The 14,418-nt window shown below is 69.0% G+C and carries 13 protein-coding genes; 6 read left to right on the top strand and 7 right to left on the bottom strand.

Annotated elements, in window-relative coordinates:
• Positions 1–64 precede the first annotated feature (64 nt).
• Positions 65–1,216 (top strand): FAD-dependent oxidoreductase, encoded by a 1,152-nt coding sequence (locus ACIP5Y_RS05725; protein WP_400347896.1) that lies wholly within the window; start codon positions 65–67, stop codon positions 1,214–1,216.
• 20 nt (positions 1,217–1,236) lie between these two features.
• A complete protein-coding gene (locus tag ACIP5Y_RS05720; protein WP_400347894.1) occupies positions 1,237–1,896 on the top strand; it encodes a TMEM175 family protein in 660 nt (219 codons plus the stop codon).
• Positions 1,897–2,105: 209 nt separating this feature from the next.
• Here ACIP5Y_RS05720 and ACIP5Y_RS05715 read toward each other — a convergent pair whose 3' ends face one another.
• Both ACIP5Y_RS05715 and ACIP5Y_RS05710 read right to left on the bottom strand, forming a co-directional pair.
• Positions 2,106–3,257 (bottom strand): SGNH/GDSL hydrolase family protein, encoded by a 1,152-nt coding sequence (locus ACIP5Y_RS05715; RefSeq protein ID WP_400347893.1) that lies wholly within the window; start codon positions 3,255–3,257, stop codon positions 2,106–2,108.
• Between the two features lie 20 nt (positions 3,258–3,277).
• A complete protein-coding gene (locus ACIP5Y_RS05710; protein WP_400347891.1) occupies positions 3,278–4,318 on the bottom strand; it encodes an amidohydrolase family protein in 1,041 nt (346 codons plus the stop codon).
• Between the two features lie 71 nt (positions 4,319–4,389).
• On the opposite strand from ACIP5Y_RS05710, the gene ACIP5Y_RS05705 reads away from it, so the two are divergent.
• The 3 genes from ACIP5Y_RS05705 to ACIP5Y_RS05695 all read left to right on the top strand — a co-directional run bounded on the left by ACIP5Y_RS05705 (position 4,390) and on the right by ACIP5Y_RS05695 (position 5,638).
• Positions 4,390–4,959 (top strand): WHG domain-containing protein, encoded by a 570-nt coding sequence (locus ACIP5Y_RS05705; protein WP_400347889.1) that lies wholly within the window; start codon positions 4,390–4,392, stop codon positions 4,957–4,959.
• 7 nt (positions 4,960–4,966) lie between these two features.
• Positions 4,967–5,395, top strand: a complete 429-nt coding sequence (locus ACIP5Y_RS05700) for a nitroreductase family deazaflavin-dependent oxidoreductase (RefSeq protein WP_400347887.1) — start codon at positions 4,967–4,969, stop codon at positions 5,393–5,395.
• A gap of 72 nt (positions 5,396–5,467) precedes the next feature.
• Positions 5,468–5,638: a ribbon-helix-helix protein, CopG family gene (locus ACIP5Y_RS05695; protein ID WP_400347885.1), complete on the top strand. Its 171-nt coding sequence runs from the start codon at positions 5,468–5,470 to the stop codon at positions 5,636–5,638.
• Positions 5,639–5,655: 17 nt separating this feature from the next.
• On the opposite strand, the gene xylB is transcribed toward ACIP5Y_RS05695, so the two are convergent.
• The 5 genes from xylB to ACIP5Y_RS05670 form a co-directional block, all read right to left on the bottom strand.
• Positions 5,656–7,044 (bottom strand): xylulokinase, encoded by a 1,389-nt coding sequence (gene xylB, locus ACIP5Y_RS05690; RefSeq protein WP_400347883.1) that lies wholly within the window; start codon positions 7,042–7,044, stop codon positions 5,656–5,658.
• 15 nt (positions 7,045–7,059) lie between these two features.
• Positions 7,060–8,085, bottom strand: coding sequence for a zinc-dependent alcohol dehydrogenase family protein (locus tag ACIP5Y_RS05685; RefSeq protein ID WP_400347881.1), 1,026 nt, complete (start codon positions 8,083–8,085; stop codon positions 7,060–7,062).
• Between the two features lie 76 nt (positions 8,086–8,161).
• Positions 8,162–9,169 (bottom strand): glycoside hydrolase family 172 protein, encoded by a 1,008-nt coding sequence (locus tag ACIP5Y_RS05680; RefSeq protein WP_400347880.1) that lies wholly within the window; start codon positions 9,167–9,169, stop codon positions 8,162–8,164.
• A gap of 107 nt (positions 9,170–9,276) precedes the next feature.
• The gene (locus ACIP5Y_RS05675; protein WP_400347878.1) at positions 9,277–10,185 is read right to left on the bottom strand and encodes a tyrosine-protein phosphatase; all 909 of its coding nucleotides are present in this window, start codon (positions 10,183–10,185) and stop codon (positions 9,277–9,279) included.
• A gap of 122 nt (positions 10,186–10,307) precedes the next feature.
• Complete coding sequence (locus ACIP5Y_RS05670; protein WP_400347876.1) at positions 10,308–12,731, bottom strand: PEP-utilizing enzyme; 2,424 nt, start codon at positions 12,729–12,731, stop codon at positions 10,308–10,310.
• A 166-nt stretch (positions 12,732–12,897) separates the two neighbouring features.
• Here ACIP5Y_RS05670 and ACIP5Y_RS05665 point away from each other — a divergent pair, with 166 nt between their 5' ends.
• Positions 12,898–14,406 carry an FAD-dependent oxidoreductase gene (locus ACIP5Y_RS05665; RefSeq protein WP_400347874.1) on the top strand — a complete coding sequence of 503 codons (1,509 nt, stop codon included), beginning with the start codon at positions 12,898–12,900 and terminating at the stop codon, positions 14,404–14,406.
• Positions 14,407–14,418 lie beyond the last annotated feature (12 nt).

Below are 14,418 nucleotides of genomic sequence, written 5' to 3'. Positions count from 1 at the left end.
GTTTGACCATGAGAAGGTGCCGCGGTCGGCGGCACGACTCACTCCGACAGCAAGGACGGTCGAAATGTCGAAGCGCACCCGAGTTCTCATCGCGGGCGGAGGGATCGGCGGCCTCGCGCTGGCCCAGGCGCTGCACCGGGACGGGCTGGACGTCGTCGTCCACGAACGCGACGCCGCCCTGCGGACCCGCGACCAGGGCTACCGCATCCACATCAACCCCGACGGCAATGCCGCACTGCGCGCCTGCCTGCCGCCCGAAGTATTCGACCTGGTGCGCGACACCAGCGGCCGGAACACCGAACTGGTCGCCGCCTACACGCATCGGATGGCGCAGGTCATGGCGCAGACCTTCCCGGACCCCGGGCCGGACTTCCTCACGCACGTGGATCGGGAGACCTTCCGGCAGAGCCTGTTCCACGGCTTGGACGACATCGTCCGGTTCGGCCGGTCGGTGGCGGGCTACACGATCACCGAATCCGGCCGGGTGCGAGTGGAATTCGCCGAGGGCGGCACGGACGAGGGCGACATCCTGGTCGGCGCGGACGGTGTCGGCTCGGCCGTCCGCAAGCAGTTGCTGCCGCACGCCGAGCCGCGCGATCTCGGACTGCGTTGTATCTACGGGCGCATGCCCATCACCGAGGTCACCGAACCACTGATTCCGGCGGATTTCGATCGCGGCTTCTGCTGGGTCGGCGACGAGCACGGCTGCGGAGCGGGATTCGCGCCACAGCGCTTCCGCACCAGGCCCGAAGGACGCGGGGACTACCTGATGACGACCCTCGTCGCGACCATCGAGCGGCTCGGCATCCCGGACGAGAGGCTCTTCGCGCTCACGCCGGAGGAGTTGTGGCGGCTCACCATCGGCGCCAGCGCGGACTGGGATGCGTCGGTGCGGGAGCTGTTCGCCCACGCCGATCCGGAAACGTTCTGCCCCATCACCATTCGCGTGGGCGATCGCATCGAGCCCTGGCGCTCCGGCCCGGTCACCGTGCTCGGCGACGCGGTCCACGCCATCTCCCCGACCGGCGGTATCGGCGCCACCACCGCGCTACAGGACGCCGCCACCCTGGCCGCGCAGCTGGCGGCCGCCGGCCGTGGCGGCAAACCGCTCGCCGAGGCCGTCGCGGACTACGAAAGCGTCATGCTGCCGCGGGGTTTCGGCAATGTGGAGATGAGTGTCGCCATGGCCGCCCAGCTGTTCGGCCAGGCGGTCTGACCTCGCCTAAGGTTCCGCCTATGACGCGTTATCACCGCATCGCCGCGCAGGATCTGGGCCGCCTCGGCGCCCTGAGCGATGGCATCTTCGCCGTCGCCATGACGCTGCTGGTGCTGGATCTGCACGTGCCGGCCGCGCAGGCCTGGAACGAGCGGCTGCTGTGGTCGGGTGGCGCGGTGTCCGCGGAGGAACCGGTGTGGCATGCGCTGACCCATGTCGGGCCGCAGTTCCTCATCTGTCTGCTGGGGTTCCTGACCCTCGGGATGTTCTGGATCGGCCAGCAGACCCAGCTGAATCTGATGGTTCGCGCGGATCGGACGCTGGCCTGGATCCACATCATGTTCCTGTTCGGAATCTGCCTGGTGCCCTTCGCCACCGCCCTGCTGGCGGCGTTCCCGCAGTCGCGGCTGGCGCTGCTGGTCTACTGGGTCGATCTGCTGTACCTGGGGCTCGTGCAGCTGGTGAGCCTGCGGTATGCGCGGCGGGCGGACCTGCTCTCCGAGGCCACCACGCCGGACGACACGATGGCGATCCGCAAACGGATCGCCATCGTCCAGGTGCTCTATGCGGTGTGTGTGGCGCTGTCCCCGATCAGCACCTATCTGAGCATCGGCCTGATCATCGCGTTGCAGGTGAATTCCGCTGTGTCGCCGCCGATCCGCCCGCTCAACCGCTTCTGATCAGGACGCGGCGTCCAGCTTGGGCGGCTGCCATTTCCCTCTCGATGACGAGGAGTTCGGCGCCGAACGTAGGCCGCCCTCAGGCATTCATGCAGGGGCGAATGCCTGAGGGCGGGGGTCGGGGCAGGTCGATCTCGGGTGGCCTGCCACCGGGCGGAGTGTGGCAGGCCGCGCTGGCAGGGCACTGGCAGTTGTTGTCAGGCCAGGTTTCAGCGAGTGGCCAAGGCCGTGCCGGGGGCGAAGGCCAGGGTTGCGAAGCGGTCACCCATGAGGAGGTGGGTGGCGGCGTCGGGGTGCAGGCGGTCGGGGAGGGGGAGGTCTGCGGCGTCGGGTTCGCCGTAGAGGTCGAGGCCGTTCAGGTAGTGCAGGTTCGGGTCCTCCTGTGCGCGTTCGGTGATGATGCGGGACAGTTCGGCGCGGATGCGGGTGAGGGTGAGGCGGGTGGGGTCGGCAGGATCGCCGGTGGCGCGGAAAAGGATTGTGCCGTCGACGATTTCGGGGGCGATGGGGCCGGGGGTGTCCTCGTGGATGGGGCAGAGGATGGGGGAGACGATGAGTATCGGGGTGGTGGGGTGGCCGTCCCGGATGGTGTCGAGGAAGCCGTGGACGGCGGAGGTGAAGGTGCGCATCCGCAGGGCGTCGGCATTGACCAGGTTGATGCCGATGGCGAGGCTGATCGCTTCGGCGGGGGTGTCGCGGATGGTGCGGGCCACGAACTGATCGAGCAGGGCATTGCCGCGCAGGCCGAGGTTGATCAGGTTCACGCCGGCGCGGCGGGCGGCGATGGCGGCCCAGGTCGCGGTGGGGCGTTCGGCATTGGAGCCGTGGCTGATCGAGCTGCCGTAGTGCACCCAGGTCCGCTCGGGCGCGGGCGCGGGTTCCACCGGGGCGTCGGTGCGCAGGGCGACGAGTTCGGTGGTCTCGGTGTGCGGCAGCCAGATCTCGACATCCTTCATGGTGTCGGGCAGGCCGGTGAAGCGCACGGCGCCGGAGGGTCCGGCGTCGGTGCTCATCGCTCCGGTGGCCGCGTCGATCGTGTGCAGGATGCCGGTGGAAATGCTTGCCGCGCCGGACAGTTCGCCGTCGACAACCAGTTCGTAGACGCCGAGCGGCAGGCTCAGGCCATTGCTGTAGGCGATCCGGGTGGGGAGGGCCTCGAGCTCGATGACGGTCGCGCGGGTCCGGAAAGCGATCCGCACGCCGGTGGGCTGCGCCTCGACCATGGTGAGGAAGCCGTCGGCGAACTGCCGGCGGGCCCGGGCGGGCAGCCGGTGCGGCAGTACGCCGTGGCCGGTGCGTTCCAGTTCGATTGCGCCGCGGACCAGTTTCTCGTCGATCGGCGTGGTGATCAGGTCGGTCATGATGTCCTCACATATCGGTGTCAGTGGGCCAGGCGGTAGGTGCGCCGGGCGGTTTCGGAGAAGAGGGCGGACAATTCCGTGCCCGAGGCGCCGGAGGCGAGTCGCTTGAAGGTGTTCCACAGCGTCGCGTAACCGGTGCCCATCTTCTCCACGGGGAAGTTGCTCTCGAACATGCAGCGCTCCGGCCCGAAGGCGTCGATGCACACGTCGAACCACGGCTGCCACAGGGCGGCAAGCTCTTTCGAGGTGGGCGGCACGGGCGCGTGCGGATAGTCGTAGGCGGCCGCGCAGCCCAGAATGCCGCCGAGCTTGCACACCACGTTGGGACGCCGTGCCAGCGCGCGAATTCCGTGCTCCCACCGGTCGAAATGCTCGTCGCGGTCGCTCGCGTACGGGCCGAAGCCCAGCGGGCCGCCGCAGTGGTCGAGCACCAGTCGCGCCGCGGGCGCCGCGTCCGCCAGCGCGGCGGCGTCGGCGAGTTGCGGGGACAGCAGCCACAGGTCCAGGGCCAGACCGGATTCCGCGACCGTGCGCGCGCCCGCTTGGATTCCGGGCTCGGTGAGCAGGTGCGGCCGATTGGCGGGCGGACCCAGCTGGATCCGTGGGTCGGCATCCCAGGCGGCATTGAACCGGACTCCGCTGAATCGGCCCTGACCGGCGATCACGTGCTGTTCCAGCACCTCGGCGACGGCCGCGCCCAGCCGGAGATCGGCGGAGCCGATGATTCCGGCCGCCACTCGGGTCGGACCGCCGGCGGCCTCGCTCGCCGCGGCCAGGGCCGCGATGTGCTCGGTCTCGCCGACCGGCCGCAGGTGCGGCGGTCCGTCGGTGCGGTACGCGGAGTGGCATTCGGCGTGGACGGTGGCCGTCACGCGGTGGCCGCTGCCGGTGTCGGCGGCGAATTCGGCCGGGAGGTAGCGGAATCCGGGGGCGTCCCAGAGGTGGTGGTGCGGATCGACGATGGGCAGGTCCGGGAGCAGGATCTCCTCTCGCTCCTGCTGGGCGAGCCAGGGCTCGTCCGGCGGGAAGATCCGGCCGAAGTCGGTCGGTCGTGTGTTCATGAGACCTGACAGTAATCTACCTAGAGGCTCTAGGCAAACTACTTGGATAACTATGAGTTAAGCTCGGAACCGTGGTGAAAACACGGGTGACTGCCGAGGCGCTCATCGCGGCGGCGGCGGATATGGCCGATGAGGTCGGCTTCGACAACGTCACCGTCATCGCCTTGGCGCGGCGCTTCGGGGTGAAGGACGCGAGCCTGTACTCGCACATCAAGAACGTGCGCGAGCTGCGCGAACGGGTGGCGGCACTGGCCCTCACCGAGCTCGCCGACAAGGCCGCCGACGCGCTGGCCGGGCGGGCGGGCAAGGACGCGCTGATCGCCTTCGCCGGTGCGTATCGGGACTACGCCAAGGAGTACCCGGGCCGGTATGCCGCCGGTCAGCTCGATATCGACCTCGATTCCCCGGCGGTGCCCCCGGCCCGCCGGCATGCCGAGCTCGCCCGGGCCCTGCTGCGCGGTTACAACCTGGCCGAACCCGATGAGACCGATGCGGTGCGCTTCCTGAACGGCGCCCTGCACGGGTATGTGAGCATCGAGAAGTCCGGTGGTTTCCGGCATTCCGCCCGCGATGTGGACGCGTCCTGGGCGCGCGCGCTCGACGCGCTGGATGCCGTACTCCGGAACTGGCCGTCCGACTGAGGGCAGAATGCTGAGGATGAGCGACTGGAACACGAACATCATCGAGGAGTTTCGCGCTAACGAGGGACGGGTCGGTGGCCCGTTCGAGGGTGCGCCGATGGTGCTGGTGCATCATCGCGGGCGCAAGTCCGGCAAGCAGTCGGTTACGCCCATGATGTACCTGCGGGACGAGCAGGATCCGGGTCTCGTCTACATCTTCGCGTCCAAGGCCGGCGCGCCGACCAATCCCGACTGGTATTACAACCTCACCACCGCGGGGTCGGGCGATGCGGAGATCGGCACCGAGACCTATCCGGTGACGGTCACCGAGGTGACGGGTGCGGATCGGGATCGGATCTATGCCGAACAGGCGCGCCGCTACCCGGGTTTCGCGGAGTACGAGCAGAAGACCGCGGGGATCCGGACGATTCCGGTGCTGGCCCTGCATCGTTCCTGATAGATACCGGGCGGTCGTCCAACGATGCCGGAACGTAAGGCGAATTTCGTATCCGGATGGTATGACTTGCGCGTGGCATGGACTTTGCGGCTCAGCGAGGACGAAGAGGCTGCGCTGAGCGCGCAGGCGGTGGCCGAAGGGCGATCCAAACAGGAGATCACCCGGGACGCCATCCGTACCTACCTGACCAGACAGCGCACCTGGGACGACTATCTGTCGGAAGGCCCGGTCGTCTTCGGATAGGGCTCGTCCGGGGATGCTCAGGGGTAGTACGCATCCCGTATCTCGGCATACCGCTCGCGCACGGCCGCGCCGATACCGGCCGCGAGCGGATGGAATTCGGTGCCCGCCGGGCCGGCCCAGCGCGGCGGCACCGGTCCGCCGCGCAGCGCCCACGCGGCCTGGCGGGCCGCACCCAGCGCGACGTACTCGCCCGGATGGGGCACCGTCACCGTGCGCCCGAAAATCGTTGCGGCGGTATGGGAGATCAATCGTGACCGCGCCGCGCCGCCGATGAGCAGAATGCGCTGCGGCACCGTCGGCAGCCGGTCGAAGGATTCGGCGATATTGCAGAGCATGCCCTCGATGGCGGCCCGCGCCAGATGATGCGGGCGCATGGTGTGCGGCCGCAGACCATGCAGGCTGCCGGTGGCATCGGGCAGGTTCGGGGTCCGCTCACCCATCAGGTACGGGAGCATGGTGAGCCCGTCCGCGCCCGCGGGGGATTGCGCGGCAAGGAATTCCAAGCCCGACAGGTCGGTACCGAGCAGGGTCGCGGTGGCCTCCAATACCCGTGCGGCATTCAGCGTGCACACCAGCGGCAGGAAGGCCCCGGTGGCATCGGCGAAACCGTTGACCGCACCCGAGGGATCGGCGCTGGGCGAGGCGGCACGGGTGAACACGGTGCCGCTGGTGCCCAGCGACACCACCACATCGCCGTCCTCGATGGCCAAACCGAGTGCGGCCGCGGCATTGTCGCCGGTCCCGGCCGCCACCAGGCGTCCGCCCGGGGTGTGCCCGGCGATCTCCGCGGGCGCCAGCACCCGGGGGAGCACCGGGGTCCGGCCGCGGAAGGCCAAGGACAGCAGGTCCGTTCGGTAATACCCTTCGGCGGGCGACCAGTACCCGGTGCCGGAGGCGTCGCCGCGGTCGGTGGTGGGTTCGGTGACCGGATCCCCGCCGCGCAGTTGCCAGGTCAGGTAGTCGTGCGGCAGCAGGACCCGCGCCGTGCGGTCGGCGAGTTCGGGTTCGTGGTCGGCGAACCAGCGCAGTTTGGCGACGGTGTGCGCGGCGAGCGGCACACTGCCCACGGCATCGGCCCAGGCTTGCGGACCGCCCAGTTCGATTACCAGTTGCTCGGCCGCCTCCGCCGAGCGAGTGTCGTTCCACAGCAGCGCGTCTCGTACCGGATGCCCGGCCGCGTCGAGCACCACGAGCCCGTGCTGTTGCCCGGCCACCGCGATGGCCTCCACATCGCGCATCATGCGATCGGTGGCCGCGCGCAAGGCCTCCCACCACATATCGGGTGGCACCTCGGTGCCGTCGTGGTGCGGGATCTGCCGCTGGCGCAGCACCGTTCCGGTGTCCGCGTCGCACACCACGATCTTGCAGGACTGCGTGGACGAATCCACTCCGGCAACGACCGTCATTGGCCCCTACCCGTCTTATCGTGCCGCCCGTCGGGGATGCAGCTGGATCTTGCGGCCGGTGCCCGCGCGGAAGGTCCGCAGGGCATCGCCGAATTCGTCGAGCGCGAAGTCGTGGGTGATCACCGTGTCGGCGTCGATGACGCCTTCGCCCATGAGGTCCACCGCGCGCCCGAAGCTGTGCAGGACCGCCATGGAGCCGACGATGGTGATCTCGTCGTTGTAGATGCGGAACGGCGAGATGGCCGCCCGCGCCGTCGCCGCGGCGACGCCGAATTGCTGATACGTGCCGCCGCGGCGCACCCGCGACAGTCCGTCCTCGATGGCGCCGACCGCGCCGCTGCATTCGATGACGATCTCCCAGCCCTGCGGCCGGTCCATCTCGTCGGCGGAGGTGGTGGCGGCGTCCGCGCCCAGGGTGCGAGCCATGGCGAGCCGGTCGGGATTGGCGTCCACCATGGACACCGAAGCCGCGCCGGCCGCGATGGCGAGCTGCAGCATGAGCAGGCCCATCGTGCCCGCGCCGTAGATCAGATAGTGGGTGCCGAGTTGCCGTGGCAGCACATCGAATCCGTGCACGGCGCACGAGAGCGGTTCGACCAGTGCGCCTTGCGCGGCGCTCAGGTGGCCGGGCAGCCGATAGCAGTTGGCGGCGGGCACTTTCACGAATTCGGCCATGGCGCCGTCGACGGTGTCGCCGATGGCGCCCCAGTTCTCGCACAGGTTGCCGCGGCCGATGGCGCAGTAGTGGCAGCGCCCGCAGAACAGCGAGGGGTCCACCGCGACGCGGTCGCCGATGCGCACGCCCGACCCGTTCTTCGCGATCACCGGCTGGGGGCCGAGTGCGACCACCTCACCGGCGAATTCGTGGCCCGGGATGATGGGATAGGGCGTCGGCGGGAATTCGCCTTCCACGATATGGATATCCGTACCGCATATCCCGACGGCATCGACTCGGATGACGGCTTCGCCGGTACCCGGTGTCGGGTCCGGCACCGTGTTCACCGAGAACTGTCCAGGCTTCTCGACGAGCAACGCGCGCATAGCAATACCATGCACCCGCACCGGTGCTATTCGATGCGTTTTACCCAATCGCAATCGCAGAATTGATGTGGGTGGATCACGGGAGCGCGTGGTACCACAGCGCCGTACTCGCGATGTGCGCCTGCTCGAGCGGCAGGTAGTGCCCGTCCTCGCGCCAGCCGAGCGCCTGCACGGTGACCCGCAGGGAGTCCTCGAAACAGATGGGATCGGGAATGTGCCAGCGGTACATGCCGAACCGCTGGTGCGGTTCGTAGATTCGATGCGGCGGGATCACCTGCACCATGCCCAGATAGGGGGTGGAGTAGGGGCGATAAGCGCCTTCGAGATCGAAATTCCAGGCGCCGCCGAAATAGTCCTCGGTGCCGGTACCGCAGATGGTCGGGTATTCGGCATCGTCATCGAGATAGAACTTCAGTTCGCCCTCACCCCACCAGCCGTCGGCGCGCGGTTGCACCGCGAGATACGTTCCGGCATACCGGCCGGGACCGCCGCCGGTCTCCAGGATGGGATGGACGGCCGGGGCGCCGAGCGGATCACTGCAACGCCAGGTCGCGTGCAGATAGCCGGATAGGTCCGGAATGTCTTCCTCTACATAGGTGATCTGGTAATAGACCGGTACGTGCCGGTCGGCGCCGTTGTGCAAGGTGACCAGCGCATGCGAGTGGAAGGGCATGGGCCAGTAGCTGTTCAGCCCGCCCGCCGGCGCGACCACGATCTGCTGCGAATTGACCAGCGCCAGCTGATCCCAGCCATTGCAGAAGAAGTCGCCGAGCGGGACCGCTATCGCGGGGTCGGGCGCGCCGTCCCAGTACATCTGCAAGGTGAAATCCCGCAGGATCGACCGATCCGTGGTGAGCCACAGATGCCGGATCACCCCGGGACCGGAAATGTCTGCGAGGGTGACGGTTTCGCCTGGTCCCAGATCTATCGAGGGCGAGACCTTCCAGCCGCGACCCAAACCGGCGGCGGCGAAGGCGCCGGTACCGGCGATGGCTCGCCCGCCCGCACCGGGCTCACCGGTGGGGTTCTCCGCGCTGATCGAGCGGGTGCGTCGGGTGTCGAGATGCCAGATCTCCTGCACCATGCGAATTTTGGCATGTTAAACGGGTCTGTGTATCGGACATGGCCGGTCCCGGACATAAGAATGCCCGGCACCTCCCACACGCGTGCCGGGCATCCGAAATCAGATCACTAGCCGAGTAGCTTGGCCTTCAAAGCGCTCACTGTGCCGCTGTCGATGCCGAGCCCCTGCGACAGGAAGTTGTCGAAGGAGCCGTAGCTCTGTCGCACCTGCTCGTCGGCGGCGTGGAGGAAGCTCGCGTCCACGCCCAGGATCGGGTCGAACAGTTTCGGGTCGGTGACCAGGCCCTTGGCCACCAGCGCGTCCATCTCCGCCTTGTTGGAGGCGGCGAGCAGATCGTTGGACTCCAGGTAGTTGGCGTAGATGTCCAGCTTCGAGGCGCCCAGCGCCTGCAGCAGGATGGCGGTCATCCAGCCGGTCCGGTCCTTGCCCGCGCTGCAGTGGTACATGACCGGGCCGTTGTCGCCGGCGATCTCCTTCAGCGTGGCCGCGAACTGGCCGCGTGCGGTCGGATCGGTGACCATCCACTTGTAGTAGTCGATCATGATCTGCTTACCCTTGCCGTCACCCAGCTCCTGCTGCTGTACGGTCGGGCCGCCCTCGATGGCCTTGGATACGAAGACGTAGAAATCGTTGGCGGGGTCGTAGATCGGGAGCGCTTCCTCCGGAATCGAGGACGGCACCTGATCCGGGCTCGCCGCCGCTTCGGTCGGGCTACGGAAATCGATGATCTTCACGATGCCCGCCGAGACCAGCTTCTGCTGATCGTCGGAGGTCAGCGCATTGAGGGCGTCGGAACGGAAGACGGTGCCCGCCTTGATATCGCCCCCGTCGATATGGATGCCGCCCAGATCTCGGGCATTGGGTGCGCCGGACAGGCCCATGACATTGCCCTGCGAGGACTGCATCATCGGCGCGGCGGGCGCCGCCAGCGCAGGGGTGAGGGTGACCGGGGAAACGGCGATGAGCGCGGCGGCCACACCGGTCAGTGTGCCGCGGACTACGCGCGAAATCGTCACTACTCGTATTTCCTTTCCTTCACGGACCGGAGCAATGGGTCTCCGGTCCGGGTTCTGCGCACGACCCATCGCGCGGCGGCACCCGGTCACGTGCCACCGCGGCGATTGCCGTGAAGCTCTTGCTATTCCAGGTCGCCGTGCGGCGGCCGCTGGGCGGTGTCGGCCAGCAAGGTGATGACGCCCGTGCCGCCGTCCACCCGGACGCGCTGGCCGTCGGCCAGGCCGGTGCTCGCGGTCTTGGTGTCGACCACGCAGGGGACGCCGAACTCGCGGGCCACGATGGCGGCGTGCGAGGCCGCGCCGCCGATATCGGTGACCACCGCGCCCGCGTAGGCGAACATGGCGGTGTGGCCGGTATCGGTCACCGAGGCGACCAGGATGTCGCCGGGCTCGATATCGTCGTCGATGGTCAGCACCCGTTTGACGGTGCCCTCGACCACGCCGGGGCTGACGCCGAGGCCGGTGATGGTGTCGCCCACCGCGATCGCGCCGGAGACCGCTTCGGGCTCCCAGGTGTCGACCACCAGGTCGGGCATGCGGACACCTTGCAGGCGGGTGCGTTCCGCCCGGCGGCGGGCCACGCGATCGGTGAGATCGGCCGGTGCCCACAGGATCTCGTCGAGGGTGAGGAAGGCGGAATCCTCGATCTCGGTGAGCTTGCCCGCCTTCACCAGGCGGGCGGCCCGCTCCTGGGTGGCCAGGCGCAGGCAGTTGGTGATGCGCACGACCGCGTCGCGGGCGCGCTCGCGGTAGACGGTCGCGCCGACGGCCATCTTGGCGGTGCGGCTGTCCGGTGCCGGCACCGGGTCACGGTGCGGGGCGGGCATTTCCGCGGCGCGGGCGGCGGCGGTCACCAGCAGTTCCGGCCGGTCGCCGAAGGTGGCGTTGATGAGTTCGCACTCACCCGGGCCGCGGTGGCCGACCTTGGCCAGTTCCTCGTCGAGGGCCTTCGAGAATTCGGGGGAGGCCTCGCGGGCCGCCTTCACATCCCCGGCCTTCGCGACCTGCTGCAGCGTGGAATCCTTGCGGCACAGGGCCGCCAGCCGTTCCACGGCGAGCATGGGCTTGGCCGATTCCAGGCGGTTCAGGTCGATCTTCACCTCGCCCTTGTGGGTGGCCGCGGCCGCGCCGGTCAGCATGACGCCGATGGAGGCGGCCTGCCAGCCCTGGTTGAGGCGGTCTCGCCACAGTAGTGCGCGCGCGTGCAACTGCTCGTCGGTGAGTTCGGAGATCCGGTCCCGGGTAAGCGCTTCCGCATGCGAGGCGGCATTGATGAGTTCGGCGGTCTTGCGGTAGCTCAGGGCGGTGGCCGCGACCCGGCCGGTGGCCTTGAAGGTGCCCAATCGGCCCGCGAGGCCCTCCGGCATGGGCGGGCGGCCCTTGGGCTGCAACGGGACTTCCGCCGGGATGGAGCCGTAGACGTCCTTGCGGATGGTCTCCTCGTCCCAGCCGGGCATGTTCTCCGCGGCCAGCACGCCGATCGAAGCATTGATGTAGAAGCTGTGGCCCAGCACCGAGGTGACGCGGGAAACCCAGTGCTCCAAGGCGATGCCCTCGAGCGCGATCATCTGGCCCATGGCCTCGTTGCCCAGCCGGATGGCGCCGGCCTGCAGGTCGATGGTGAGCGGGGTGAGCGGGCCGGGCAGCGCCTCGGAGGTGTTGGTGGCGGTGAACACCGGGATGCGCTCGTCCACCAGATCGTCGAACTCGCCCTGTAAGCCCTCGGGCGCACCGGATTTCAAGGCGTGATCGTCGGAGGTGAGCGCGTTCTGCGGCACCAGGTGGGTGGGCAGCGGGATGGCGCCGGCGCGGGTGCGGAAGCCGGTGCCGCCGGCCTTGCGGCCGGGCAGGCCGCGCGCGATATCGGCGATCACCTCCTGCGCGGTCCAGCCGTAGCGGAAGCCCCACTCCTCGCGGGCGGCGGCGGTGTCCACGGTCGCGTGCGTCGCGGGCGACTTGTGCAGCCACGCAGCGTATTTGACGCCCGCGTCCTTCAGCATGCGGCGCACATCGTCGCCGGACACCGAGCCCGGCGCGGCCAGGCCGATCGTCCCGCTGCGCTGGGAGAGCGCGGCCAGCACCAGGAATCGCTCCAGATCGTCGTAGTGCAGTACCTGCAGCGAGGTGCTGCCGTGCGCGCCGGTCAGGCTCTCCAGCGTCCGCCAGCTGTCACCGTCGATGCGGCGGCCGCCCACGATGGGCGTGCGCACGAGCAGCGCGTCCGCGCCGCTGCCCGACACGATCTGCTCGATACTCGAACCCTGGCCCACCGCAACGGGAACCACCAGGCGCGTGCCCGCATCCGCTGCGGCCCTGGCGATTCCGGCGACGGCGCTGCCGGCCGGATGCACGACGGCATCCGCTCCGGCCATCGCCCGCGCACAGACCCGCGCATCGGACAGGTCGCCGACCGTCACCTCGACGCGTGGGTCGACATAGCGGTGCCGCTGCCGGTCCACGCCGGCCACATCATGGCCGGCCGCCAGCAGCATGCGCGCGACGGCACGTCCACTCGGTTCGGTGACTCCGGTGACCAGAATCCGCATCGACTCTCCTCCTCATGCCGGCGACCCCAACCACAGTGACGCCGTTCACACACCATCCCCAGTGGCGAGCGGCCCGATCCGCCGCAGTCCCGGTCAACGGGATCCGAGAATCATTCAGCAAGATGGGACGCTAAGTACCGGCCCGTAGACCGGGAATGTCGATGTCATGACAGTGCGGAATTCGGTGGCGCCCCGGGCGGCGAACGCGGTGGACCGGTACGACATCGAGACCGATGTGCTGGTCGTCGGCTACGGGGCCGCGGGCGCGTCCGCCGCCTTCGAGGCCGCGCACGCCGGAGCGGCGGTGCTGGTGCTGGACCGGGCGGGCGGGCCCGGCGGGGCCTCCGCCATGTCGGGCGGAGAGATCTATCTCGGTGGCGGGACACCGATTCAGCGCGCCTGCGGATACGACGACAGTCCCGAAGCCATGGCCGCATTCCTGACCGCTGCCCTCGGAATCGGCGCTGACACAGCCAAAATCGATGAATACTGCGCGGGCAGCGTCGAGCACTTCCACTGGCTGGTCGATCGCGGAGTGCCGTTCAAACCGTCCATGTGGGATGCGCCGACCTGGGTGCCGCCCACCGACGACGGCCTCATGTGGCTGGGCGAGAACAGTTGGCCCTTCACCGAATCGGCGCACCCCGCACCCCGCGGGCACCGGCCCACCGCCAAGGACTTCGGCGGCAAGCTCCTGATGGAATGCCTGTCCGGCGCGGCCGAATCCGCCGGCGCCACAGCCATGTTCGATACCTACGTGACGACGTTGATCGTCGCCGGCGACGGGTCCGTGGCGGGAGTCGTTGCGCGGCAATACGGTAAAGAAATCCTGGTCCGCGCCCGCCGCGGCGTCATCCTCACCACCGGCGGCTTCGTCGACAACGACGACATGCTCGCCGACCACGCCCCTCAACTCCTCGGCCACACCAAGGTCAGCGCCGGCACCGACGACGGCAGCGGCATCCGCATGGCCCAAGCGGCAGGCGCGGCGGTCCGCCACATGTCATCGGCCCAGGTGGGCATGTCCCTCATCCCCGGCCTGGCCGCCCGCGGCATGGTGGTGAACGCCCTCGGCCGCCGCTTCATCAACGAGGACACCTATCCGGGCCGCATCGGCCGATCCGCCCTCTTCCGCCAGAACATGGGCGGCAGCTGGGCCGGCGGCGACACCGCGGTCTGGGTGATCGTGGACGAATCCGGCTTCGAAGACGTCCCCGAACCCCAGCGCTGGGGCGTGCGCCCGACCCACGTCGCCGAAACCCCTTCGGAACTGGAACAACTCACCGGTCTACCCACCGGCTCCCTCGCCGACACAATCCACCGCTACAACGAATTCGCCACCCACGGAACTGATCCCGACCACCACAAGTCCGCGCGCTGGCTCCGCCCCCTTGAACCGCCCTACGCCGCCATCGACGTAAAAGCCGGAATCCGCCCCCCATCCGAAGCCGGCGACCGCCGCGGCACCGGCGCCTCGGTCTTCACCCTCGGCGGCCTGCACACCGACCTGGAGGGCCACGTCCTGAATTTCGACCGCCGCCCGATCCCAGGCCTCTTCGCCGCCGGCCGAGCAGCCAACGGCCTCCACGGCCTCGGCTACATCAGCGGCACCTCCCTCGGCGACGCCACCTTCTTCGGCCGCCGAGCCGGCACCGCCGCCGCCCGCAACGCCTGACCCCTCCACCGC

This window comes from Nocardia sp. NPDC088792 (assembly GCF_044750615.1).
Taxonomy (GTDB): Bacteria; Actinomycetota; Actinomycetes; order Mycobacteriales; family Mycobacteriaceae; genus Nocardia.
This window is presented reverse-complemented; position numbering and strand designations above follow the sequence as displayed.

Bases quoted from the DNA above. Each gene is read 5' to 3' on its own strand.
- ACIP5Y_RS05725 (WP_400347896.1), top strand. From the start codon at position 65: ATGTCGAAGCGCACCCGAGTTCTCATCGCGGGCGGAGGGATCGGCGGC.
- ACIP5Y_RS05720 (WP_400347894.1), top strand. From the start codon at position 1,237: ATGACGCGTTATCACCGCATCGCCGCGCAGGATCTGGGCCGCCTCGGC.
- ACIP5Y_RS05715 (WP_400347893.1), bottom strand. From the start codon at position 3,257: ATGACCGACCTGATCACCACGCCGATCGACGAGAAACTGGTCCGCGGC.
- ACIP5Y_RS05710 (WP_400347891.1), bottom strand. From the start codon at position 4,318: ATGAACACACGACCGACCGACTTCGGCCGGATCTTCCCGCCGGACGAG.
- ACIP5Y_RS05700 (WP_400347887.1), top strand. From the start codon at position 4,967: ATGCTGAGGATGAGCGACTGGAACACGAACATCATCGAGGAGTTTCGC.
- xylB (WP_400347883.1), bottom strand. From the start codon at position 7,044: ATGACGGTCGTTGCCGGAGTGGATTCGTCCACGCAGTCCTGCAAGATC.
- ACIP5Y_RS05685 (WP_400347881.1), bottom strand. From the start codon at position 8,085: ATGCGCGCGTTGCTCGTCGAGAAGCCTGGACAGTTCTCGGTGAACACG.
- ACIP5Y_RS05680 (WP_400347880.1), bottom strand. From the start codon at position 9,169: ATGGTGCAGGAGATCTGGCATCTCGACACCCGACGCACCCGCTCGATC.
- ACIP5Y_RS05670 (WP_400347876.1), bottom strand. From the start codon at position 12,731: ATGCGGATTCTGGTCACCGGAGTCACCGAACCGAGTGGACGTGCCGTC.
- ACIP5Y_RS05665 (WP_400347874.1), top strand. From the start codon at position 12,898: ATGACAGTGCGGAATTCGGTGGCGCCCCGGGCGGCGAACGCGGTGGAC.